The 24,797-nt window shown below is 43.3% G+C and carries 16 protein-coding genes and 1 tRNA gene; 12 read left to right on the top strand and 5 right to left on the bottom strand.

Annotated elements, in window-relative coordinates; all coding sequences use genetic code 11:
* Positions 1–12: 12 nt before the first annotated feature.
* Both GCHA_RS02350 and pepA read right to left on the bottom strand, forming a co-directional pair.
* On the bottom strand, positions 13–483 hold the full coding sequence (locus tag GCHA_RS02350) for a DNA polymerase III subunit chi (protein ID WP_007984615.1): 471 nt from the start codon (positions 481–483) through the stop codon (positions 13–15).
* Between the two features lie 25 nt (positions 484–508).
* Positions 509–2,014 carry a leucyl aminopeptidase gene (pepA, locus tag GCHA_RS02345; protein WP_007984614.1) on the bottom strand — a complete coding sequence of 502 codons (1,506 nt, stop codon included), beginning with the start codon at positions 2,012–2,014 and terminating at the stop codon, positions 509–511.
* A 286-nt stretch (positions 2,015–2,300) separates the two neighbouring features.
* Here pepA and lptF point away from each other — a divergent pair, with 286 nt between their 5' ends.
* Positions 2,301–3,407 carry an LPS export ABC transporter permease LptF gene (lptF, locus tag GCHA_RS02340; protein WP_007984610.1) on the top strand — a complete coding sequence of 369 codons (1,107 nt, stop codon included), beginning with the start codon at positions 2,301–2,303 and terminating at the stop codon, positions 3,405–3,407.
* Positions 3,404–4,465, top strand: coding sequence for an LPS export ABC transporter permease LptG (gene lptG / locus GCHA_RS02335; protein ID WP_007984609.1), 1,062 nt, complete (start codon positions 3,404–3,406; stop codon positions 4,463–4,465). The genes lptF and lptG overlap by 4 nt, the downstream gene beginning before the upstream one ends.
* A gap of 27 nt (positions 4,466–4,492) precedes the next feature.
* Here the strand turns inward: lptG and GCHA_RS02330 are convergent, their stop codons facing one another.
* On the bottom strand, positions 4,493–4,999 hold the full coding sequence (locus GCHA_RS02330) for an RDD family protein (protein WP_007984608.1): 507 nt from the start codon (positions 4,997–4,999) through the stop codon (positions 4,493–4,495).
* Between the two features lie 394 nt (positions 5,000–5,393).
* Between GCHA_RS02330 and GCHA_RS02325 the strand changes: the two genes are divergently transcribed.
* From GCHA_RS02325 to GCHA_RS02315, 3 genes are all read left to right on the top strand, one after another.
* Positions 5,394–5,479, top strand: a tRNA-Leu gene (locus tag GCHA_RS02325).
* 841 nt (positions 5,480–6,320) lie between these two features.
* Positions 6,321–11,201 (top strand): RHS repeat domain-containing protein, encoded by a 4,881-nt coding sequence (locus GCHA_RS02320; protein WP_318248909.1) that lies wholly within the window; start codon positions 6,321–6,323, stop codon positions 11,199–11,201.
* A 1-nt stretch (position 11,202) separates the two neighbouring features.
* Complete coding sequence (locus GCHA_RS02315) at positions 11,203–11,475, top strand: hypothetical protein (protein WP_318248908.1); 273 nt, start codon at positions 11,203–11,205, stop codon at positions 11,473–11,475.
* 502 nt (positions 11,476–11,977) lie between these two features.
* Here GCHA_RS02315 and GCHA_RS02310 read toward each other — a convergent pair.
* The gene (locus GCHA_RS02310) at positions 11,978–13,642 is read right to left on the bottom strand and encodes a sulfatase family protein (RefSeq protein WP_039991963.1); all 1,665 of its coding nucleotides are present in this window, start codon (positions 13,640–13,642) and stop codon (positions 11,978–11,980) included.
* 251 nt (positions 13,643–13,893) lie between these two features.
* Between GCHA_RS02310 and GCHA_RS02305 the strand changes: the two genes are divergently transcribed.
* The 4 genes from GCHA_RS02305 to GCHA_RS02290 all read left to right on the top strand — a co-directional run bounded on the left by GCHA_RS02305 (position 13,894) and on the right by GCHA_RS02290 (position 18,167).
* Positions 13,894–14,670 (top strand): IclR family transcriptional regulator, encoded by a 777-nt coding sequence (locus tag GCHA_RS02305; RefSeq protein ID WP_007984602.1) that lies wholly within the window; start codon positions 13,894–13,896, stop codon positions 14,668–14,670.
* Positions 14,671–15,371: 701 nt separating this feature from the next.
* Positions 15,372–16,388 carry a zinc-binding alcohol dehydrogenase family protein gene (locus GCHA_RS02300; protein WP_007984601.1) on the top strand — a complete coding sequence of 339 codons (1,017 nt, stop codon included), beginning with the start codon at positions 15,372–15,374 and terminating at the stop codon, positions 16,386–16,388.
* Complete coding sequence (locus GCHA_RS02295) at positions 16,388–17,218, top strand: L-fucono-1,5-lactonase (protein ID WP_007984600.1); 831 nt, start codon at positions 16,388–16,390, stop codon at positions 17,216–17,218. Before GCHA_RS02300 ends, GCHA_RS02295 begins: the two co-directional genes overlap by 1 nt.
* Positions 17,219–17,228: 10 nt before the next feature.
* Complete coding sequence (locus tag GCHA_RS02290) at positions 17,229–18,167, top strand: aldo/keto reductase (RefSeq protein WP_007984599.1); 939 nt, start codon at positions 17,229–17,231, stop codon at positions 18,165–18,167.
* A gap of 68 nt (positions 18,168–18,235) precedes the next feature.
* On the opposite strand, the gene GCHA_RS02285 is transcribed toward GCHA_RS02290, so the two are convergent.
* Positions 18,236–19,774: a UxaA family hydrolase gene (locus GCHA_RS02285; RefSeq protein WP_007984597.1), complete on the bottom strand. Its 1,539-nt coding sequence runs from the start codon at positions 19,772–19,774 to the stop codon at positions 18,236–18,238.
* Between the two features lie 268 nt (positions 19,775–20,042).
* On the opposite strand from GCHA_RS02285, the gene fucP reads away from it, so the two are divergent.
* The 3 genes from fucP (at position 20,043) to GCHA_RS02270 (ending at position 24,720) form a co-directional block, all read left to right on the top strand.
* Positions 20,043–21,467, top strand: coding sequence for an L-fucose:H+ symporter permease (fucP, locus tag GCHA_RS02280; protein ID WP_007984595.1), 1,425 nt, complete (start codon positions 20,043–20,045; stop codon positions 21,465–21,467).
* A 252-nt stretch (positions 21,468–21,719) separates the two neighbouring features.
* Complete coding sequence (locus tag GCHA_RS02275) at positions 21,720–23,222, top strand: tryptophan 7-halogenase (protein WP_007984594.1); 1,503 nt, start codon at positions 21,720–21,722, stop codon at positions 23,220–23,222.
* Positions 23,200–24,720 carry a tryptophan halogenase family protein gene (locus GCHA_RS02270; protein ID WP_007984592.1) on the top strand — a complete coding sequence of 507 codons (1,521 nt, stop codon included), beginning with the start codon at positions 23,200–23,202 and terminating at the stop codon, positions 24,718–24,720. The genes GCHA_RS02275 and GCHA_RS02270 overlap by 23 nt, the downstream gene beginning before the upstream one ends.
* Positions 24,721–24,797: the final 77 nt, after the last annotated feature.

The raw sequence follows: 24,797 nt of genomic DNA, 5'->3' as shown, positions 1-24,797 counted from the left end.
TTATTGCGATGACTAATGACCAGCGAGTGAGTTGAGTAACTCTTTGCCGGGTAACGTATCTAATTGATGGCCTGCGGCGCGGTAATGCTTATAGCGCTCGCGGGCCTGCTGCTTGAGTGTTTCAGCGGCAGGTACAAAATCAAATATGCGACTAAATTTGCCATGAAAATCAGGCATGTTGTCGGCGAGGTTGATCAGTACGGGTTTGTTGAACTGGCTTGGGCGTTGCCAGCAAATTTCAACCGGTGTGCCTGCTTGGGGCCCTTCACCTGTTAAGTTGTGAGGAACGAAACGATCGTTTGGTAGTTGCCACAGCAATTCATCGAATTGCTCAGCTTGTGCCTGACTTTGACACATCACCACGCAGCGCTGCTTATTGCTAAAACACTGGGCCGCCAATTGACAAGCCAGCGCTAGGTGCGCTGGCTGTTGACTTGTTGCTTCTGCTTCTTGTTCGAGCAGGTAAAACGTGACCTTAGACATTAGGTTATCCGTTCGTTGTGATTGGCTAATCTTCTGACTCGATGCCCGCTCGGTTCATTAAAAACTGAGATAGCATAGGGACAGGACGACCAGTAGAACCTTTTTCTTTACCGCCAACCCAAGCTGTACCTGCTATGTCCATATGAGCCCAGTTATATTTACGGGTAAAGCGAGACAAGAAACACGCTGCGGTAATTGAGCCAGCTGGGCGACCACCTAGGTTGGTCATGTCAGCAAATGGGCTTTCCAGTTGGTCTTGGTATTCATCCCACAATGGCATGCGCCATGCCTTGTCACCGCTTTGCTCTGATGCATTTACTAATTCGTGAGCAAGAGGGTTATGGTTACTGAATACGCCCGTTGCGTGATGACCAAGAGCGATAACACAAGCACCAGTTAAGGTTGCCACATCGATGACCAATTCTGGATCAAAACGCTCTACATAGGTTAGTGCGTCACATAACACTAAGCGGCCTTCTGCATCAGTGTTTAACACTTCAACAGTTTGACCTGACATGGTGGTGAGAATATCACCTGGACGGTAGGCGTTAGCATCGGGCATGTTTTCACAACCGGCTAATATACCCACTACGTTAATCGGCAAGTTTAGCGCGCTGATGGTGTGCATTGCACCAAGTACACCTGCTGCGCCGCCCATGTCGTATTTCATTTCATCCATGGCTTCGCCCGGCTTAATCGAAATACCGCCTGAGTCGAACGTTAAGCCTTTACCGACAAGTACGATAGGGGCTTGATCCGCTGGGCCACCTTTGTGTTCCATGATGGTCATAATCGACTCGTTAACAGAGCCACGACCGACTGCCAAGTAAGAATGCATGCCTAGGTCGTCCATTTGCTTTTCGTTGACTGAATCAACATGCAAATTTTCATATTCGGTTTCAAGGGCTTTGGCTTGTTCGAACAGGTACTTAGGGTTACAAATATTAGGCGGCATATTGGCTACGTCACGCGTAGTCTTGCTACCTAGTGAAACCGCAAGACCGTGCTCAACTGCGCGCTCTCCAATCGTTAACTCGCGACGTGTTGGCACATTAAACACCATTTTACGCAGTGGTCTGCGAGGCTCGCCTTTTTTGGTTTTCAATTGCAAGAAGGTATACAAAGAGTCTTGGGTGGCTTCTACCGCTTGGCGCACGCGCCAGTATGTGTCACGGCCTTTTACATGTAACTCAGATAAGAAACAGACTGCTTCCATTGAGCCGGTTTCGTTCAAGGTTTTAATGGTTTTTGAGATGATTTGCTTGTACTGGCGCTCGTCTAGTTCACGCTCTTTACCACAACCAACAAGTAATACGCGCTCGCTTAATACATTTGGTACATGGTGTAGCAATAGCATTTGGCCGGGTTTACCTTCAAGATCGCCGCGGCGTAATAGGTTGCTTAGATAGCCACCACTGATTTCGTCTAATTGTTCGGCCACTGAGGTTAAGCGGCGTGGTTCAAATACACCGACTACGATACAGGCACTGCGTTGTTTTTCTGGGCTTCCACTTTTTACACTAAATTCCACGGGGCATCCTCGTCACGAAACTGTTAATCTGTCATTACATACTGGTTGTAACACTGAGCTTTTTGAATTTGTTGTTGTGATGTTATGCAAAGCGTTACGGCTTATCTTCGTAAACAGCGTTTCATTGCAATTGCAAGAAGAGCTCAAGCCAGACATAATCTGTAAATTACGTGCGGGCAAGCGCTTTAAAATGGCACACATTGCAAATGAAACGTGTGAAAACGTTAAGTTTACTTAAAATTTTGTAGCTTGCCACTAAAATTACCACTTTTGTGTTGGATATTGCGTGCTGATATTTCGTTATTTAGTCAAAGAAACCGTCAAATCCCAAACAGCCGTTTTTCTGGTTTTGATGGCCATTTTTATTACCAATAAATTTGTTAGGGTGCTCTCTGAAGCGTCCAACGGAGACATTCCTGCCAGTTTGGTTCTAGGCTTTTTAGCCTTGAGTATGCCGGTATTGGCGTCTCTTATTTTACCTTTAAGTTTGTTTTTGGGGATCATGCTTGCCCACGGCCGATTGTACGTAGACAGCGAAATGACTGTGATGCGCGCCTGTGGTATCAGTGAATGGTATGTGACGCGCGTAATGCTTGTGCTTGCTGTGATCATGGCATTGATTACAGGCGCCATGACATTGTGGATTGCCCCTATGTCGGTTGAGCGTGAATACCAGTTAGAAGAACAAGCGGGCGCTGATACTGGATTAACCACGTTAATCCCTGGGCGTTTTCAACAAACTGCCAATGAAAAAGCGGTTATTTTCGTGCATGAAATTGGCAATGACAATGAACCGTTAAAACGGGTATTTATGGCCCAGCATGACACCACTACTGACAGTGAAAATGTACACCTAGTTTACGCCAAACAAGGTGGGCTGAGAGAGCTGCCAGATGGCTCAGAAACCTTAGTATTGGGAGATGGTATCCAGTACGAAGGTACGCTGGGTGAAAAGGACTATCGTGTGGTCGAATTTGGTGAATATCAAATTCAAATTGCCGAACAAGAAGCTGAACAAAAACGTCGCAAATTGTCAGCCTACACCACAGCACAGCTATTTAACGATCCATCCATTGATGCTATCGCGGAATTGCAGTGGCGTTTTGCTATTCCATTATCCTTGTTTTTCTTAGTGATTATCGCTGTGCCACTTAGTGCTGCTGACCCTAGGCAAGGCCGGTTTGGTAAAATGTTCCCTGCGCTTATGCTGTATCTAGGGTATTTCTTGCTATTACTTGCGGGGCGTAAAGTGCTTGAAGACGGTAAAATTCCGCCAATGCTCGGGCTGTGGTGGGTACATGCTGTAATAGGCGTAATTGGTTTGGCGCTGATCTTTAAGGGGCGTCCGGTGGGCGTGCGAATACGGGCACGTTTGCGCGGGAGCAAAGCATGATTAAAATTCTTGATTGGTACATTGCTCGCACTTTACTAAGCACCACTGCTATGAGTTTAGGGGTGCTAGTTGGCCTTAGCGCATTAATTAAATTCATTGAACAAATGAAAAGCGTTGGCCGCGGTAGCTACGACATGACGGTAGCGGCTGTGTATGTCTTTTTAAGTTTACCCCGTGAGTTAGAGCAATTCTTCCCTATGGCGACGTTGATAGGCGGCTTAATCGGCATGGGCATTCTTGCCAGTAATAGCGAATTGGTGGTGATGCAATCCGCGGGGCAAAGCCGCTGGAATATTATTATTTCCGCGATGAAATCCGCTATTTTGATGGTGCTTTTTGTGATGGTCATTGGCGAGTGGGTCGCACCGATCAGTGAGACAAAAGCCAAGGAAATTCGCACTCAAGCTATATCTGGGGGGAGTTTGTTCTCGTCAGACAGATTAGTGTGGGCGAAAGACGGTGATAATTTTGTCAGTATTGGTGAAGTTGTGGATAAAAATAACTTACGAGATGTAAGCATTTACGAATTCGATAATGACCTGTATTTACGCAAAATCACCACCGCAGAGGCGGCGAATTATCAAAGTGACTCATGGGAGTTAAGCCATGTGCAATCTACCGAGTTCTCTGATAATCGCATTCAGGTAGAAGACGCCGCAGATGGCGCATGGTCCTCATCGTTAACACCCGATAAATTAGGGGTGGTCACGGTGAAGCCTGAAGCTCTGTCGATCCGCGGATTAATCGATTACGTTAATTATTTAGAGAATAACAGCCAAAACTCAGAGCGTTATCGGTTGGCGCTATGGCGCAAAGTACTGCAACCTATTTCGGTGGGGGTCATGCTATTGATGGCATTGTCGTTTATTTTCGGGCCATTACGCAGTGTGACTATGGGGGCACGAGTGATAATGGGCGTGCTCACAGGTTTTGGCTTTTTTGTCAGTAATGAAGTGTTTGGCTCGTTAAGTACGGTTTATCACATACCGCCTTTTATCGGTGCAATCTTACCGAGCATTGTATTCACTGGAATATCAATACATTTATTGCGCCGCTAAGAGCGCAATAAATCTTGTTAGTCACACTTAATTCAAATTACGCCAACTGCGATGGTGGTTGGCCTCTTTGCTTAAACAAATCACCTCAGTACCCGTTATTCGGTCTTGCAGTGACTGCTTGTGTTTGTAATCAAGCAGCACAAGTAAAGTGCCTAAACCTAAAAACGACGTAAGCATACGAACAAAAGCGCGAGTGTACGTCAGTGGATTTTCATTGGTGCTAACAATACGTAAGCGCCAAGCGCGCATACCAATAGTTTGCCCACCGTTACGCCAAAACCATAAAAAGAAGGCGATAACCCAAGCAGCCACCCAACCTTGCAAAATGTACTGATAGACTGGCGCATGCTGAATTAAGTCACTGAAATGCTCGTAACCATGATTATTCAGCACATTGTTTTCTACTAATAACAACATAGCCACAAGCATCACCATGGCGGCGCACATACCCACAGCAACAGCGACCAAAATATCGTAAATAATCGCGGCTAAGCGACGGAAAAAACCAGCACGGTGGTAATGCTCAGAAGTCAAAAGGTGTTCTCTCAAGATAATCAAAATTCAGCATACGAAAATGCATGCACATAATGACAATAGTTTCGCACAGTTCCTGAGGGATAGGGTAGGGGCGATAGCGAAATTGACAAAGTTGATGATATGTTGAGCAATTAAACCTACAACGCAAAAAATCGCTTGCGCGTGTCATGTAAATCGCTATAATGCGGCGCTCTTAAAGGTTGAACGCAACCTTTAAGCACCTTTGCCAGTGTGATGGAATTGGTAGACATGACGGATTCAAAAGTCAACGTGTCTAGCGGTAACTATACGGCAAGTCATTGAAAGATAAGTACCTTTTGACTTTAACAAGCTAAAAATTGCTTGCAAAGATTTGCAAAGTTTTTTGAACTAAGTAAACTCTTTAATCAATGCCAGTGTGATGGAATTGGTAGACATGACGGATTCAAAATCCGTTGCTGAATAAGCGTGGCGGTTCGAGTCCGCCCACTGGTACCAAACATCTAAACCAACTTTTTAGTTGGTTTTTTTGTATCTGGGATTTGGATTGTTGGATTCGTGGATGTATTGAGTACAGCGTTAACACATCCTTGATGATCGGCACCCAGCCACCGCATCCATGCGGTGTCGTTCAGCTCGGCGGAACTTCGTTCCTAAGAAGACGAGCTTCACCCACTGGTACCAAACATTTAAACCAACTTTTTAGTTGGTTTTTTTGTATCTTAAATTCGTGAAGTCGCCACGCAAGCGCGTCGGCCGAAGGTCGGCCCCATCGGGCCCGCACTGGTACCATCTCTTAGTAGTCTACCAAAGAGATAAACAAGCCGACTTCAAGTCGGTTTTTTTGTGTCTGGGATTTGGATTGTTGGATTCGTGGATGTATTGAGTACAGCGTTAACACATCCTTGATGATCGGCACCCAGCCACCGCATCCATGCGGTGTCGTTCAGCTCGGCGGAACTTCGTCCCTAAAAATACGAGCTTCACTCCAGTTAATTGATTCTTCGTTACTGCACCATGGAGTGTTTTTCCATTTTACGCGAGTGTTTTCATAGAAATGTTCAGTTAATTCTACAGTCTGTTTTGATATCAGTAAAAATAGCGGAAAATCTCATTTTTCTTTTTCGGGTTGTTTTTTCACCATTGTATTCTAACCTGTACTTTAATCATTAACCCAGAATGAAAGTTTAATTAGTAAATGCTTGGTGTGATTTTTTAACCTGTTTTAGATCAGTTTCAACGCTATCGGTCATTGTCTTTTAAAAATATACGTTACGCATGGGAAGTAATAAACCAATTACACATTCGTTTTTCTATATTTAAAAGGACTATGATGAGCATGGCTACATTATTGTTATCCCTCAAGTTATATCTAATCTCAGTCGTATTTATACTGATTTCATTGCCAACTTTTGGACAAGTTGAAATCGAGGATGAGTATACTCCAGCAACCAGGATACATACGAAAGAGACAGCGCAAGCGCAGTCAGTATTTGGCCCTCCTGATGATGGTGGTGGTGATTTCGCAGGTGCATTTGAAGTAAAAGATTATGGCTACAATATTTTCGAGAATATCAACGATAATCCGGAGTTAGCATCACTTACCACTGGATTATTGGGCGATAAAATAAGTATGTTCACAGGTGACATACGATTTGAGCAGGTCGACATCTCTTTACCCGGTAATTCAGCAATCCCAGTTGCTATAACCCGCACCCTTTCAAACCCCGACTCCTGGTTTAAAGAAACACGTGAATTTGAAAATTGGAGCTTAGCAATACCTCATGTACGCTCCACATATATAACGGATAGAAGCGGCAATTATAAAACTGCCTATTGGCCTAACGGAAAAGCATGTACTAGCCCGCTTAATGCTAACCCGTCTTTTTCTACAAGTACTGGGGGAACGTCATATTACATCCATTCTAATGGTTATTGGAACGGTGACTCTATTTCGATACCAGGAAAAGGGACAGTGAAGCTAACAACTAAGTCTGGGGATCCCTTACATAAGCGCTACAATAATTTGAACTGGAAGGTTGATTGTTTAACAAGTACGGGCGCCGGGCATGAGGGGTTCAAAGTAACAACCAAGGATGGGCTATCGTATTATTTTACGCAGAAGAAAATAGTCCGCTCGATTAAAGACTTGAACCTTCAACCTCAAGTCCACCAGTGTGGTACGAATTGCCCCTCACCGTCATTGGCGCCAGCAGGAGATGCGCCAAGGTTGTCTCGCTACCCGCATTACCACTATTTTATGTTGGTCACAAAGATACAAGATCGATTTGGAAATTGGGTTAAATACACTTATGACGCAAATGGTTTAGCCACTCGGATATATGCAAATGATGGCCGAAATATTACGATTAGCAGCAGAAACGGGCGGATCGAGAGTATTACTGCAAATGGAAGACAATGGAGATATCGTTACGACGATTATCGGCTAGGTACTCTAAAAGAGGTCGAGCGTCCAGATGGAAAGCGTTGGAGATTCGCTCACGATAAATCCTCGTCGAATACGTTTTGGTGGCATGTGAATATTGCTAAACATAGTCAAGTGCCCACAAGAGGGATCGATTGTATTGAAGGTGGATCGAAGGATTTCGTTAGTATTACTCACCCCGAAGGGGCTCGAGGGAATTTCGTTGTAGATGAGGTTTGTCACGGACAATCCAATATTCCTAAGTTAAGAAAAGTAGATCCGTCTAGAAGTAGGGTTGACAGTTTCTGGTTTCCGAAAGCATACGCCACATATGCTTTAAAACGTAAAGAATTAACTTTAACTACTGGAGAGCAATATGAGTGGAATTATACGTACTCGGATAATGAAGGTTTGTTCAGGGGGGAAACAATTAGTGCCAGACATCGGCTTAATCTAGATGTGAGTGGAGTGGAAACTGCTCACCTATCTTCTACAACCTTGACGCACCATGATGGTACAAAGGAAATACATTATTTTGATAGGAAACATGGTCCGACTCAGGGCAATGTACGCTACGTGGAAACCTATAGTGGCACGGGAGATTTGCTACAGAGAAAGTCAATGGACTATGCAAACGGAACGTTTCACGGCAATGCTAAAATGTACCTCAATATTAACGGCTCACAAGACCCTTTTTCGGCTCATGATATTAAAAATGGGCATTCAGCTGAGCAGATCCAGAGGTTAACACGAAACACAATTACGCAGTTTTCCAGTTCGAGTGATAAATATATCACTCAATTTTCTGGCTTTGATCGGTATGACTTCCCTAGCTTAAAATACGAATATAACTCCACAGGTAGTAATAAGCGTTATACGAGAACTACTTACCATCACGATACAAAAAACTGGTTGTTGGGTTTGCACGCTAAAACTGCAATATCTGGGAATGGGTCGAACTATAAAACAGCTAGTCAAACGTCATATCACAGCGCATCGGGCAGTTATAAGTCTTTACCTAATTACTCTTATTCTTATGGGCGTTGGCATACACGAAACACCAGTTATCATACATCTGGAGTGAATGCGGGGTTGCCAAATCAAATTCACTATAATGGTGCGAACCGCTGGGTGGCACTGTCAAACTATAAGCGAGGAATAGCTCAGACGATTAGGACACCTTCTAGCCTTAGTACGTCTAGTCAGTATGCATATAAGCAGGTTGACGCCAATGGTTGGGTGACTAAGCACACAGATTTCCTCGGGAACTGTGTTAATTATCGTTATGATTCAATTGGCCGTCTAACTCTAATCGATCCGTGCAATAGTAAGTGGCTTAATACCTCAATTAGTTATAGCACTACAGCGAATAGTGAAGGATACAGTCACGTTAGACAGGGAATGTTAAAAAGGAGCATAAGAAGAGGAAATTATAGCCATTTAACTTTTTACGACAATTTACTTCGGCCAAGAATGACCAAGGAGTCAGATACTTCACGAGACAGTGAAACGAAACGATATACTCGGACGAGTTATGATTCATTTAATCGGCCTACATACCAGAGTAAACCAAGTAGCCTTAATGGTACTCCTTACGGTGTAACTATTAGATACGATGCGCTTGGACGATCGCTAAAAGAAGATGATAACACCACCGCTGGTGCCGTAACTCACAGCTATCTTTCAAGTAATAGGGTCCAAGTAACTAACAATAGAGGTTACAAAACCACTACTAAATTTTTAGCTTATGGCGCGCCTGAACTAAAGCGACCTCTTACTATTTCTTCACCTCACGGGGTGAGCACAACCGTGGCGTATAATGTATACGGAAACGTTACATCTATCAGGCAAGGTGGAATGACCGAATCTCGGGTTTATGATGCATATCAACGACTTTGCAAAAAGATTAGACCTGATGTTGGCAATGTCGCTTTTTTCAAAAACGCACTGGGAAAAACAGAGTGGTCTGCAAGCGGAAGTTCGATAAATAGTAGCATCAGTAGCTGTGATTATTCCGTTAGTTCCTCTGACAAAACTACGTATAGCTATGATAATTTAGGAAAGGTGAAACGAGTGTCATACGGTGATGGCACACCTAGTAAACTGCTTGAGTACGATAAAAACAAAAGACTTACACGGTTAGACTTTGGAAATGTGACTCAAAACTACGCATATGATGACCTTGGAAATCTTTTAATAGAGCGCTTGCGTGTCGATAATATCGATTGGTCGCTTAATTACCTGTACAACAGCACTGGAAACTTGCATAGAACAACTTACCCATCCGGACGAAAGGTTGATTATCATCCTAATGCTCTAGGCCAACCTAAATATGTTGGATCTTTCGCCAACAGCGTATTATTCCACCCAGGTGGGCAGTACAAAAGTTACAAACAGTCGAATGGTTGTGTGAATAGCAAAACTCTTCGCAGCAGTGGATTACCCTATATTCAACGAACTCAGTGTGGCGGTACGAATGTGGTATACAACCAGTACTCTTACGATGCGAATGGTAATCTAACCTATTGGGACGATAAACAATCTAATGTTTATGATTTACGGTTTGGCTACGATCAATTGGATCGTCTTGATAACATACGAAAATCTAACAGTACCCTCATAGGTGATATGAATTATGACTCAATGGGGAATATTACAAAATTCGACTCGATCGTTGGAACAATCAACTATAGCTATAACAGTAAAAAGCAATTGCAATCTACCAGTGGTAGTCGCAATTACGATTTTAATTATGACCATAGGGGGGCGGTAACTGATAATGGTTTTCACCGATTTAACTATAATTTAGCTAATCAAATGACAGAGGCGGGTGGCAATCAATATTTGTACGATGGACATAATAAGCGGGTAAAGACTAACGATAGTAAAGGCATTAGATATTCTATGTATTCTATGCTCTCTGGAAAACTAATACAGGAGAGAATCAACGGGGCTAATAGGGAATATTTTTATTTGGGTCAGCAGTTGGTTGCCCAGTTAGGCGCAGGAAGCCTAACATACGTACACGCTGACATACTGGGCACTAGTGCTGCTAAGACTAATTCAGCAGGCAATGTAACTAAGCGGATTAGATATGCTCCGTTTGGACTTCAGTGGGGTCACACCAATGCACAAACCGGAGAAAATGAAATTGGTTATACAGGGCACAAGCATGATGCAGATATAGGCTTAACCTATATGCAAGCACGATATTACGACCCGGTGATTGGGCGGTTTTATTCAAATGATCCGGTGGATTACTTAGGACACGCACAGCGTGGAAATCCTGTTCATGGATTTGGCAGATATACCTATGGGAATAATAACCCTTATAAATATACAGATCCTGACGGTAAATACGCTAGGGAATTCGCTAATCGACTATCGCAATCTATTGGTTATAAGAATACTTCTGATGCAAATAAAAATATTGGAAACGATATATCAAATAATTTAAATCAAACTTTATCAAAAGAAAATCTGAGCGCAGTCTCTGATACCTTAGCTGGTACAACAGTATTGGCTCTAGCTGCTGGTCGACCAGAAGTTGCTGCTGTTACAGGTGCTGGATCATTTATTGCGGGAGTAGGTTCAGCGCTACAAAGCGATGAACCAGTAAGAGGCGTTGCAACTGAAACTGCACTTCAAGTTACGGGTGTTAAGTCTGTTGGAACAGTAGCCAAAATAGTTAATGGAGTTATTGAGAATGCTTCTCCAGCAGTCAAAAACGGTATCGAAGCAGCCTCTGATGCCACTCAGACAGTTATGAAAAATGAAATAAAAGAAGAGCTTTAGAATGACTAAGAGAGAACCACTGGTAGTTTATTTGGATAAAAAGTTTTTGTTAGCTTTTAGAGTAACAATGCTCATCGTGTCGTTGCCTTTTTTACATGACATCTATACAGTATTTTCTACAGGAGTAGCAAACTCTGGTGGTGTTATAGCTGAAAAAGGGGAAGGCTGGGGATACTACGCTTACCTATTTAAGAAATTAGCTTTTGCATTTTTGTTTATCTGGTTAGGTACTTTTGGCGCAAAAGATAAAACTCAAGCACCAAAGGATGAATAGTTTTTGAGGAGCAATTGAGCGCTATGACTATATTTGATTAGTAGACTATAGCTCTTTATTGAGATATTAAGTAGCATTTTAAATCCAAAGCCTCGCAATCGCGGGGCTTTCTTTTTGGCTGCTTTTGAAGCCAAAAAGATAAACGAGTAAACACTTTCGTTTACTAACGGTAAAGTGTTCTCCAGTCGGAATTTATCTGTACTTCAAGTAAACGATAACGTTTACTGAGGTGGTTACAGCTGTGTTATTTCTGATTGTGGTGTGAGTAGTTGTTGCTAAGGTTGAATAATGGCTGAGCAGCACTGAAATCGAGGCTAGCGATCTTGCTTGTTGGATTATTCCTAGTAGTAATTCCGTTTATACCAGACAAACTCTATGACAAAATAATGGGTGGAGATGACTCGTTATAAATAAAATACATTTGAATCCAAAGCCCCGCACTCGCGAGGCTTTTATTGCTTTTTCCTCCTGAAATAACCGCTTCTTTTGAATTCGTTAGGCGTTAATCATTCCAGTGTTGGTCGATGATTTTCTGTATGCGGGGGTATTTTTCGTCTGTTTCACCGTACTTAGCTCGTTGCTTAAGTAACTCTGACTTTAAAGCGCTTATGACGCTGGCATAACGACTGTCTTGGTAAACGTTGTTTTGTTCCTTCGGATCATTTTTTAGATCATAAAACTCCCATGCAACTGGCGTATCGATTGCGTTGTTTGCATGCCCCGTTTTAGCGAGCCACGCTTTATCGTAGAAGGGGTAGGGGGTGTTCATATGATTCGCGCCATAGTAGAAGACAAGTTTGTAATCTTTGCTTCTTACGCCAAAGTGAGCAGGAACGTCATGATAGGCTCTGTGGGTCCAGTAGCGATAATAACTTGCTGTGCGCCATTGCTCTGGTGGCTGGCCAAATAAGGCTGATTTAAAACTTTTCCCGTGCATGTATTCGGGGGCATTGATATTCGCTAGATCTAAAATAAAAGGTGCAAAGTCTGTGTTATTGATCAACAGATCGCTTTTCACACCTGCTGCAACTGCATCTGGGTGCTTAACAATAAACGGCATTCTGATCGACTCATCATATATCCAACGTTTGTCCTGCAAGTCGTGCTCACCGAGCATCATGCCTTGGTCCGAGGTATAGATGATAATGGTGTTTTCATACTGCCCAGCGTCTTTGAGTGTCTGAATTAAACGAGCGACGTTATCGTCTACTCCTTTAACGCAGCGAAGATATGCTTTTAGATATTTCTGATACGCTTGGCGAGTAAATTCTTCTTCATTTAGATTTGGGTCAACCCCTAGGTCTATACCCATATTTCGTCGATTGTTTCTTCGCGAGACGGACGTGCCAATCTCTGCTCTTAGCGCATCATTTTTGCCCCTCGTGGCGATTGAGCCGAATGTTTTAGCAACTCCATATAAATCATCTGGTTCTGGAATAGTTTCAGCGGCTAGAAAATCCTCATAACGCGGCGCATATTGGAACATATCATGGGGCGCTTTGAATTGATGCATCAAGAAAAACGGTTTATCAGAGCTTCGGTTCTTAAGCCATTCGATGGATAAGTCTGTGACGACATCAGAAGAGTGACCTTGATACTGGGTTTCGTTTTCAGGCCAAGGTTTTGCTCCTCTGGTTCTAAATTCAGGGTCAAAGTAAGTGCCCTGTGATTCGAGTACTTGATAATAATCAAATGCGCCAGGTTCGGCTTTTAAATGCCACTTTCCAATAATTGCTGTCTCGTAGCCTGCCTCTTTCATTAAACGAGGCAAGTGTTGCTGAGGTGTCGTAATTTCCCCTCTTAGGTCAAGCACACCATTGGTTTGGCTGTATTGACCCGTTAAAATTGTCGCACGGCTAGGGGTGCAAATTGAATTGGTTACAAAGACATTGGTAAACCTCATGCCGCTGTTTGCCAAAGCGTCAAGGTTTGGCGTGGGGTCGAGTGCAGCAAAGCGCCCTTGATAAGCCCCTACGGCGTGTGCTGCATGATCGTCGGTCATGATATAAAGAATATTGTATTGCCGTGTTTCGCCGCTTGAAACAGAGGCTTGTGTGCTAGAAGGACTGGAAATAGACCCGTTTGAATTAGAAGGGGTAGTAGACACACAAGCTCCGAGCGCAAAAACGGTTGCTAAAGTGACGAGTAACTTTGATCTTAGCTTCATTATATCATCTCTTTTTAATCATATATGATAATGTAAAGTTAAATATAAATATTATCAATGCTTGCTTACAGATATTTGAATTTTGCTTGTTTCATATTTGTCGTAACGCTCAATTCTTTTTGAACTAAGGTATCGACTTCTTCTCAAAAGGCCTTAAAATTGATATATGCTTTTTTAATTTTTGTATTTAAAAAATATAGATCAACACTGCTCTGCTCAGCAGAACAAAATAAACGAATAAGGTTTTAAATATGGAAGCGACATCATCGAAGAAGTACTCAGCGCCTGCCCTTGAGAAGGGGTTAGATATTCTCGAACTATTATCCAAAGACGCCACTCCTTTGAGTACTTCAACCATTGCTGAAAAGCTTGGTCGTTCAAATGCAGAAATCTACCGTATGATTTTAGTGTTGGAACAGCGTGGTTATATTGAGAAAAGTGAGGATATTGACGGCTACCAAGTAACACGTAGATTGCTGCAATTGGGCACTGAGCATGAGCCAATTAAAGATATTTTGGAGTATGCGCAACCGATCATGCGCTCACTCGCAGAAAAGACCAGTATGTCTTGTCATATCGCGGTGGAATCACAAGAGCAAATCGTTGTTATTTCACGTGTGGAAACACCAAGCAACTTGTCCTATTCGGTAAGAGTGGGTTATCGACGCCCTATTGCTTTTGCTGCATCGGGGCGGATCTTGTTTGTGAATCAGTCCGCTGAGAAAAAAGAATCAATGATCAACTTGCTTAAAAAGCACCACAGCGAAGAAGAAGTTAAGCAGTTTATGGCTGACTGCAAAAAAGTCGCTAAGCAAGGCTACTTGAAAGCACCTAGTGCGTTTGTTCATGGTGTAACTGATTTATCGTATCCGATCATTGATTCAGACCATGCCGTTGCCACACTGACCATCCCTTATATCATGCGTATTCCTGAAATAATGGGTATTGATGATGTTTTAAAGGAGCTTAAGGGAGCAGCTGAGGAAATCTCAAAAGCGGTGACTTACGGAATTGTTCGTAAGCTTTAAAGGGTTACCCTTTAAGACTTCGTAGGGCAATAGTTTTTCGCTATTGCCTTTCTTTCAACGATGGCACTAAATAAATAGCGTTATCTTCGCTTTTGATTTCTGCTTACATCTTTACCGTCGGTCATTTAGTTAGCGGACGAAAAATTTACAAGCATTTTCTGTTATTACCGTCTTCTCTTAGGTTCATTTAAGCGATATTCGTTTAACGCGTTTCACCAAATGCTATCTACCTAATTTCCCTATCTCTTTACCTATCAAGCGCGATCGTCAGAGTTTTATCCGAAACATCAAATGACTGACTTTGACAAACTCACGTGACACGGCGCTGAATAGGTATGCCTACCCCAGGTGTACTTTCAAAAATCATCTCGTTTTTGTTGATTAACCTTTGTATATGAATTCAGTTATCAAAATTTACATTCGCGGCTAGATGAAATATGTAAGTTTTGGTAAATATTGTGTTGACTGCTTTCGCCCTGTTTGGCGGCATAATATATTGAGTGTGTTCGTCTCAATGGTGCAGCTAACTTGAGGTTTTGAGAAACTACAGTGGGTATATTCGATATTTGTCTGAGGCTCCCTTCGCGGCTTAAATATAAATAAAAGTATTCATATACGAAAAATTAGTTAGAGTTTTTTGTCTCAAGTGTTATGATTTTCATATGACTAGATTAAACAAAGACCGCTTAGGATCCCCTTTGATGAAAACTATCGTATGTATTGAGCCCGGTATTTTAGAAAAACGAGAAGTCGAAAGACCTTCACCCAGCGCAGGCGAAGTGCTAGTTAAAATTAAATCTATTGGTATTTGCGGTACTGATATACACGCCTTTGGCGGGAACCAACCCTTCTTTGAATATCCTCGGGTTTTAGGCCATGAATTGTCAGGCACAATCGCTAGCCTTGGTGAGGGTGTTGACTTACCTGTAGGCTCATCAGTTTATATTATTCCTTATTTGAATTGCGGTGACTGTATCGCGTGCAATAACGGCAAGCCGAACTGCTGTACCAATATTGAAGTGCTTGGTGTGCACCGAGATGGCGGCATGAGCGAGTATATCTGTGTACCGGCTTCTGCTGTTGTGATAGCTGATGGGCTCACATTTAATGATATGGCGATAATTGAGTGTCTGGCCATTGGCGCCCATGCCGTTAGACGGGCACAATTAAGTGAACATGACACTGTACTGGTTCAAGGAGCGGGCCCGATAGGGCTAGGCACCGCTCAGTTCGCTAAAGTCGCAGGCGCCAAAGTGTTCGTGTCTGATATCCGAGAAGACAAGCTTAAGTTCTGTAAAGAAGCATATAGCTTAGACGGTGTGGTGGATGCATCAGGTGATGTGAATGCGCAATTAGCAGCACTGACTGACGGACAATACCCAAGCGTAATAATGGATTGCACTGGCAATGTGAATGCAATGCAGTCAACCTTTACTAATTTGGCCCATGGCGGCAAAATCGTATTTATTAGCGTAATTAAGAAAAGTATTTGCTTTGACGACCCTGAGTTTCATAAGCGAGAAACCACACTTTTAGGCAGCCGTAACGCGACTGCTCAGGATTTCGAATTTGTTGTGAGCTGCCTGAAAAATGGCTCAGTGGTGAGTAGTTCACTCATTACCCATACGGGTAAATTTAGCGAGTTATTTGAAGATTTTAATCAATGGACAAAACCAGAAAACGGTGTGATTAAAGCCGTGGTAGAAATGGATGAGTGATGAGGATTGATGCACACCAACATTTTTGGGTTTATAGCCCAGAAGAATTCGACTGGATTGGCGAAAATGAGCGTGTTTTAAAGCGCGACTATTTACCCCCAGCATTACAATCTGAGCTTAACGGACAAGGGATAGATGGCACTGTAGTTGTGCAAGCGCGACAATCGACGGTTGAAACCCAATGGCTGCTTTCTCTAGCGCTCGAGCACCCTTTGATCAAAGGGGTAGTCGGTTGGGTTGATTTGATGAGCCCAACATTAGAAGAACAGTTACAGCGTTGGCAAAGTGCATCGGTATTAAAAGGCTTTCGGCATGTGATCCAAGATGAGTCAGACCCGAACTTTATGTTGCAAGCCAGTTTTATCAAAGGCTTAACGTTGTTGCACCAATATGACTACGCCTATGACTTGCTGATTGTCGCCTCTCAATTACCACAAGCGCGTCAGTTGCTAGATAAATTGCCTCAACACAGAATTGTTATTGATCACATTGCAAAGCCTGATATTGCTAACGGCGACGGTTTTGCTAAATGGAAAGAGCACATGCAGAGCATTGCTGAGAAGCAAAACGTGTATTGCAAGATCTCCGGTATGGTGACTGAGGCTAATCATCAAAAATGGCAAGAAGAAGATTTTATTCCATTTATGGACGTCGTGTTCTCTGCATTTGGCCCCGAACGCGTCATGTTCGGCTCTGACTGGCCTGTTTGCCAGCTCGCCGCAACCTACCCTGAAGTAATACAGATCGTTGAGCGTTACGTCGCACGTATGTACCCAGAATTTTCGCAGCACATATTTGGCTTAAACGCCGAACGATTCTACCGATTGTAGTGAGGTTATTATGAATTATAGGCAATTAGGAAAGACAGATCTTAAACTATCCCAAGTCAGCTATGGCGCTTCTCCGTTAGGCAGTGTTTTTAGAAACATCAGTGAACAAGAAGGTATAAAGACGGTTCACAGCGCACTAGATTTAGGAATTAACTACCTTGATGTGTCGCCTTATTACGGCGATACAGTGGCCGAAACTGTGCTGGGCAAAGCATTAAAAGGTATTTCTCGAGATAAGTATATTCTATCGACTAAAGCCGGCCGTTACGGGCCTGATTTCGCTGACTTTGATTTTTCTGCGCAGCGAATTGAAGCAAGCCTTGATGAAAGTTGCGCTCGCTTGGGCGTCAATGAGGTAGATATACTGTTTCTACACGATATTGAGTTTGCTGACATGCGCCAAGTGTTAGAAGAGAGTATTCCTTGTTTATTAGCACTCAAAAAAACAGGTAGGATACGCTATGCAGGGGTAACGGGTTATCCTCTGAAGGTGTTTAGTGAGGTTATCAGCCAATACGAGATTGACTGCATCTTAACCTACTGTCGCTATGCCTTGTACGACAGCTCATTGACATCCATTATCCCAAAACTCGATGAGGCATCGGTAGGCATTATTAATGCCTCACCTACAGGTATGGGGTTATTAACTGAGCGTGGGGCACCTGATTGGCATCCTGGAAATGAGCAGCTCAAGCAAGCAAGCTTGAAAGCGGTCAGTCTTTGTCAATCCAAGGGGGTAGATATCACAGCCTTAGCGCTGCAGTTTGCAATTGACCATCCATCCATTGCTTCTACCTTGGTGGGAACTGCAAACCCGGCGAATATTGCCAAAAATGTTGAGTGGGCCTCAAGGCAAGCCGACGCGGCGTTGGTGAGTGAAATTCAGCAGATTTTCGCAGATGTTCCTTGTACGTGGCCCTCTGGCTATGAACAAAACCAAGACAGGTAATCTTTTTAGTCGTGCGTGAAACGCCGGATAGGATTGACTCCGGCGCTTCGATTTTCATGCTTCAATTTTTATAACGTAACGCCATTTTTCCATATGGCCATTTCACGGTTCTCATTCTCTTCATTTCTGGTTTTCTGACCCGATGCAATCGCCAAAATACACTCAAAAAGCTCGTCTGCGCATTGGTCAATGTCAATGTCCTCATCCAATATTTTACCCGCGTTAAAATCAATCCAATGCTTCTTACGTACGGCTAAATCCGAGTTAGATGCGATTTTCACAGTCGGTACGGGAAATCCCAAAGGGGTGCCGCGTCCTGTGGTGAACAGCACAATATTTGCACCAGCAGCGGCTAACGCGGTTGAGGAAACCGCATCATTACCTGGGCTTTGCAATAGTGTCATGCCTTGGCCTGTGGATGCACGCTGGCCATAATCTATGACTTCATTAATGATTGCCTTTCCACCTTTTTGAATCGCCCCTAGCGACTTTTCTTCTAATGTTGTTAAGCCACCGGCCTTGTTGCCTGGTGAAGGGTTTTCATAGATAGGCTGATTTTGCGCAATAAAATACTGCTTAAAATCATTGACCAATTTTACGATGTTGTTGAAGGTCGCTTCACTGTTAGCTCTGTTTAACAGTACTTGCTCAGCGCCAAACATTTCCGGTGTTTCTGTGAGTATCACCCGCCCACCAAAGCCGGTTAATTTGTCAGATACTCTGCCGACTATGGCATTGGCTGTTAACCCGCTAAAGCCATCTGAACCACCGCACTTCATGCCCAAGGTTAGAGAAGAAACGGGTAGATCTTCTCGTTGATCAGTAGCCATTTCATCGAGTAACTCCTCAACAAGCGCTAGACCGACTTCAACCTCATCTTCGACTTCTTGGGAGTTAAAAAAGCGTAAGCGACTGGGGTCAATAGTGGGAGAACTGCGGATAAGTGCATCAAGCTGGTTGTTCTCACAACCTAAACCAATGACAAGTACCCCACCTGCATTGGGGTTTTGCATCAAACTGGCTAATATATTTCGGGTATTGTTTAAATCGTCACCTAATTGTGAGCACCCAAAGGGATGAGTATTAGCGATAAAGTCATCAGCTCGGGCTGCAAATTGCCTTTTTGCCAACTGTGCAATACGCGTTGCTGCTTGGTTCACACAACCAACCGTGTTGATTATCCACACTTCGTTTCTGACCCCCACGTGGCCTGATTGGCGTTTGTACCCTTTAAAGGTAGGCATTCTGGAGGGAGTCTCGACCGTCATCTGCGAGGGAGCATAATGGTAAGTTTCTGAGCCATCTAAATCAGTAGCAAGATTGTGACTATGAATATGTGCGCCTTCATTAACGGCTTGGGTGGTACTGCCAATGCCATAACCATATTTCACGACTGTCTCACCCTTTTCAAAGTCACGCATCGCGATTTTATGACCGGCTTTGATATTTTCTTGAACGGTTAGGGTGGTTTCGTTGTAATTGACTTGTTCGCCTTTGGCTAAGTCTTTTAATGCTATCAACACATTATCTTGCTTATGCACTTGAAGGACAGAACGCTGCTGACGAGCGGTTTTTTCCAATAGTTCTTTGCTGATTGTTTCCTGCATATCTCACCTCGAATATTTTTATATGAAATATACTATTTATATGTAAAAAATGCACTGTTTGTTGAATAATTCTAATTATTCATGATTTTACTGCACAGATTTGTCGACATAGTAAGGTTTTAAGTTTAAAGTAGATGAAATGTAAAATTTTAGTTAAGTTAGATGATACGTCATTTAATTTGCATATAAAAAAAGAATACTACTCATAAAATTAAAAGTTATGAAAGCAATGGTTCTAAAATAATATTTGTAAAAGCAAGGGGGTAAAATGGCAATCGGGGTAGAGCAAGCCGTAGAGGTCGCGCCAGAACATAAAAAGGAAGAATCCAAACCCAGTATTTTGGAAGCGAAATATATTATCCCATTCCTATTGGTTGCCTCATTGTTTCCCTTGTGGGGCTTTGCAAATGACGTCACTAACCCGTTAGTGAAAGCGTTTAAAGACATCTTTATGATTTCAAATGCGCAAAGTAGCTTAGTGCAATTTGCTTTTTATCTAGGGTATGGCGTTATGGCTATACCTGCGGCTATTTTCATTCGCCGATTTTCTTATAAATCAGGAATTCTACTTGGCTTGGGGTTGTACGCCATCGGTGCGAGCCTTTTCATTCCTGCATCGATATATATGGAATTCTCTTTCTTTTTGGCAGCATTATGGATTTTGACCTGCGGTCTGGCGTTACTAGAAACGACGGCCAATCCTTACGTGTTGTCCATGGGCCATCCAGACACATCTACCCAGCGTTTGAATTTAGCTCAAGCGTTCAATCCTATAGGCTCATTAACAGGTATGTTCGTTGCAAGTAGCTATATTCTTAGCGAATTGCGCGTTGAAGCATTTAGAGAGCAAGAAAAAGCAGCGCACCCTGAATTTGCCCAAATGCTACCTTCAGAGGTGGACGGTAAGCTAACTGATGCTCTGTATAATTTTGCGCAAAATAATCCTGTTGAACACCAAGCGATGCAAGCAGCAGACCTAATCACAGTGCGTGGGCCATATGTGGCGATTGCTGTCGTGGTGGCAATTATGTTTTTTGTATTTCTATTCAGCAAACTGCCGAAAACCATGTCACATGCGGCACCGTTAACTACCTCTGAGTTAAAAAGTACCTTTCAACGTTTATTTGCTAATAAATGTTATTTAGAGGGCGTTGTCGCGCAAGCATTCTATGTTGGAGCACAAATCATGTGCTGGACATTTGTGATCCATTACGGAATGACGTCAGTGGGTCTCAGTGCGTCCGAAGCGCAAAGTTATAACATGGTCGCCATGGGGATATTTTTAGCCAGTCGCTTTATATGTACATTCCTTTTAGGTTTCTTTAGACCAGGGCAGTTGTTAATGCTATTGGCTATGGGCGGCTTTGTTTTGTCACTAGGTACTATCTTCGTCGGAGGGTACACAGGGTTGTACTGCTTAATCGCTACCTCAGCGTGTATGTCGTTAATGTTCCCAACCATATACGGCATTGCGCTCAAAGGAATGGGCGAAGATGCTAGCCTAGCGTCCGCTGGTTTGGTTATGGCTATTGTTGGTGGTGCGCTTATGCCGCCTATGCAAGGTTCCATGATTGACGGGCCGGCGCTAATCAGTGGGATCCCGTCGGTACAAACGTCCTTCGTGTTACCGCTCATTTGCTTTGCAATGATATGTTTGTACGGGTATCGCGCTCACTATAAGTATGCTCGATAAGTTAAATGCATATACGAATGCCCGTACGCAGTTTGTTGGTATGAAAGAGTACCATACAAACATTTGTTTCAGCTTAGGTCGGTGAGTCTGTATCAGTGATAGCAGAACCAACTAGAACAACTGCTATCACAGTATGCTCTTTTTAATATAAAATCATTAATTTATATGTGATTCATGATGGCTTTTAACTTTGATTTGATTCGAAGCCTGGCAATGGGAACATAAGAGACTAGATTAAGGATGTAAAAGCCCGTGCTACCAATCCCCCAGAACATTACCATTGTAGGGCTAAACGTTCATGGTTTGCTCACAGCATTGCTGCTGCGTAAAACATACAAGCCAGCGGTTACTGGGATTACGCTGGTTGGGCTAAAAGAAGAAGATTCTCCCCCTAAAGCGTACATCGCGGGGAAAACACTGAATACACTGCTGGAGCATTTCGGTTATTCAGAAGCAAACTGGATGAGGCAAACACAAGCAACGTTTAAGTTGAGTAATCGTTATGTTGGCTTTAGTGAACAAGAGTTTAGCGTAGCGAATGCGTCTGAGGTTGATATTCTACACCAACCATTAATGCTTGAACTGAGCAAATTAAAACGCCAAGCCTACCAACTCGATTTGTCATTAGATGACTTCTTTTTTGCTGCAGCATTAGCCAAAAGAAACTTGTCCCCTAAAGCCCAAGACTTTCCTTTTGAAACAGATTACCAGTACCAAGTTGATGCCAACTGTTTGTTCACTTTGCTACAAAAAATAGCAGCTGAACACAGCATAACTACGCTACCAAGTACGCTAGAGACACTTCAGCTCGATCAGCATGGAACGCTAAAGCACATTGAATGTGAAGATCAGATTTTGAGCGGAGATTACTTTTTTGATTGCACACAAAGCGCGCAATTACTCATAGGCAATATGCCCGATTTTCGTCAGGAAACCCTGCCAGAAGTAAGAATAAATGATCGGGTGTTAACCTATACGTTGGCGGCTGAGTGCTGCGCCAGTGAGGTAGTAACAACCGCACTCGATTGCGGCTTTGTGCTGCAATACACTTTACAAGATGCTGTGCATTTTCAGTATCATTACAGCAGTAAATTTATTCAGGATCCGCAAGCTGTTCAGCTCCTTGAAAGGCACATTTCTCAGCAGGGATACAAGAAGGTGTTACAGCGCCATTTGAGTGCGAGCCAAGCTTATCTCGTTTCTCAACCTTGGATTCATAACTGTTTAGCGGTAGGCCCCGCCTGCGGCTTAACACAGGGCTCTGAAGACCACGAGCTTTCCCATACTTTTGCTATGCTTGAGCAATTTGTGTCTAGTATTCAAAGCCCTGATGATGCAAAAGATGTGATCAAAAATTACAATCACAGAATAAAAAGCCGTTTTGTATATGCCCATTCTTATCACAGTACATTGCAGCTTTTAAACAGCCGCCGCAACTCGCCTTATTGGCAAACTCCCCAAGATGCGAACGCGCTTACCCCCATTGGCCGCTCTTTATTTAGCCAATGGCTGAGTGGCGAAGATCTCAGTGTTGAACCGGTTTTAGACATCAATGGCCTAACAGCTTGGTATGCCTTGTTTTCTGGGTTAGGCCACTATCCTACAGGTGAGTTAAAGCCCCATCCCAAATCGCGGGCTATACAAGATAATATTCAAGACATGTGCAGAAAATTAGCAGGTTGTTGTTTAAATTTTCAAACACATGACAGCCTAATAGCTGAAGGTAAACACCATGCAAACATCACTGCCGTTTAAAAAAATAATTATCATTGGCGGTGGCACCGCCGGGTGGATAAGTGCCTGCTATTTGGCCAAAATGTGGCAGGATTACGATCTAGAGATCAAAATTATTGAGTCTGACGCGATTGGCACCATAGGCGTGGGTGAGGGCACAACGCCCTCTATTAAAGGTTTTTTTGAGCAGTTGGGTATAGAGGCAAAAGAATGGATGCCAGCCTGCAATGCAACCTACAAAACGGGTATTCGCTTCGTAAACTGGTCGTCTGATCCGAATTATAAGAGCTACTTTCATCCTTTTTACTCACAGTTAGATGAGTATTTTCAGCACGAGTTTTTCCAGAATATTCAGTTGAAACACCGCGGGTTTGACGTTCATGCTCATCCTGACCAATACCTGTTGGCCAGTGAGTTAGCGCAGCAACGCAAAGCGCCCATTGAGCCCGAGCACTATCCGTTTGATATGGCTTATGCATATCACTTTGATGCAACTTTATTGGCTCAGTTTTTAAAGAAAAAAGCCCTGCAGTGGAATGTAACGCATCAGGTGGCGACGATAAATGAGGTAAAGCAGAAAGACGATGGCAGCATTGCTTCTGTTGTAACTGAATCAGGGGAAACAATCGAAGCTGACTTTTTTGTCGATTGTTCTGGTTTTCGCTCATTACTATTGGGCAAGACCTTGAAAGTACCCTACAACAGCTTTGCTGATAGTTTGTTGAATGACTCTGCGGTGACCATAGTTACCGAACGTGAAGACACAACGCCGTCGATGACGCTCTCAACTGCGCTCTCTTGTGGCTGGGCGTGGCGCATACCTCTTACAAATCGTTTTGGGAATGGCTATGTATTCAGTAGCCGTTTTCAATCTCCACAAGATGCCGAAGAGGAATTTAGGCGACATTTAGCGTTACCTGAAAGCGCTCAGTTTAATCATTTAAAAATGCGCGTGGGGCATTTTGCCAAAGGCTGGGAAAAAAATGTGTTGGCAGTGGGCTTATCTCAAGGCTTCATTGAGCCGCTTGAGGCCACAGCATTGCATTTCGCTACCCAGTCGGTTGTGGATTTCGTCAGTGCAGTCGATAACAGCACAGACCAAGCTGGGTACTCAAACCAAACAGCGTACAACAACAAATTAAGTGATAGATTTAGCTGCGTTCGAGACTATATAGAGTTGCACTATTTAGCGAATAGCCGCCACGACACTCCCTATTGGAAAGCCGCTCGAAGCCACACTCCTTCAAGGCGGTTACAGCGTATTTTAACAACGTGGCACCAAGGGAAAAGCGTTCCACGTGTGCTTGATGAGGAAGCCGTGAGTTTGCAACTTTTTGGTCATGAATCGTGGCTGTGCCTGCTTGCTGGAAAAGGCGTATTTCCCGAAAGCGAGCACACTATTGATGCGCTGCCCACTGCGATGCGTATTGATATGCAAAAAATTAAGCACTTTGTTGAAACCAGTGCTAAGCACTATCCATTGCATGATGACGCTCTAGCTGCACTAAAACAAAGCTAACATCTGTCACTGTTGCTCTAAGCGAGCAAAAGACATGATTCTGATATTTCTGGTCGCAACGATCGTATTTACCCTGG

Origin of the sequence: Paraglaciecola chathamensis S18K6 (assembly GCA_000314955.1) — a bacterium.
GTDB lineage: Bacteria > Pseudomonadota > Gammaproteobacteria > Enterobacterales > Alteromonadaceae > Paraglaciecola > Paraglaciecola chathamensis.
The sequence above is the reverse complement of the archived record's forward strand: the minus strand, read 5'-3'. Positions and strand labels throughout refer to the sequence as shown.

Bases quoted from the DNA above. Each gene is read 5' to 3' on its own strand.
- fucP (WP_007984595.1), top strand. From the start codon at position 20,043: ATGGCAATCGGGGTAGAGCAAGCCGTAGAGGTCGCGCCAGAACATAAA.
- GCHA_RS02315 (WP_318248908.1), top strand. From the start codon at position 11,203: ATGACTAAGAGAGAACCACTGGTAGTTTATTTGGATAAAAAGTTTTTG.
- GCHA_RS02300 (WP_007984601.1), top strand. From the start codon at position 15,372: ATGAAAACTATCGTATGTATTGAGCCCGGTATTTTAGAAAAACGAGAA.
- lptG (WP_007984609.1), top strand. From the start codon at position 3,404: ATGATTAAAATTCTTGATTGGTACATTGCTCGCACTTTACTAAGCACC.
- GCHA_RS02320 (WP_318248909.1), top strand. From the start codon at position 6,321: ATGGCTACATTATTGTTATCCCTCAAGTTATATCTAATCTCAGTCGTA.
- GCHA_RS02305 (WP_007984602.1), top strand. From the start codon at position 13,894: ATGGAAGCGACATCATCGAAGAAGTACTCAGCGCCTGCCCTTGAGAAG.
- GCHA_RS02350 (WP_007984615.1), bottom strand. From the start codon at position 483: ATGTCTAAGGTCACGTTTTACCTGCTCGAACAAGAAGCAGAAGCAACA.
- GCHA_RS02285 (WP_007984597.1), bottom strand. From the start codon at position 19,774: ATGCAGGAAACAATCAGCAAAGAACTATTGGAAAAAACCGCTCGTCAG.
- GCHA_RS02270 (WP_007984592.1), top strand. From the start codon at position 23,200: ATGCAAACATCACTGCCGTTTAAAAAAATAATTATCATTGGCGGTGGC.
- GCHA_RS02310 (WP_039991963.1), bottom strand. From the start codon at position 13,642: ATGAAGCTAAGATCAAAGTTACTCGTCACTTTAGCAACCGTTTTTGCG.
- GCHA_RS02290 (WP_007984599.1), top strand. From the start codon at position 17,229: ATGAATTATAGGCAATTAGGAAAGACAGATCTTAAACTATCCCAAGTC.
- GCHA_RS02295 (WP_007984600.1), top strand. From the start codon at position 16,388: ATGAGGATTGATGCACACCAACATTTTTGGGTTTATAGCCCAGAAGAA.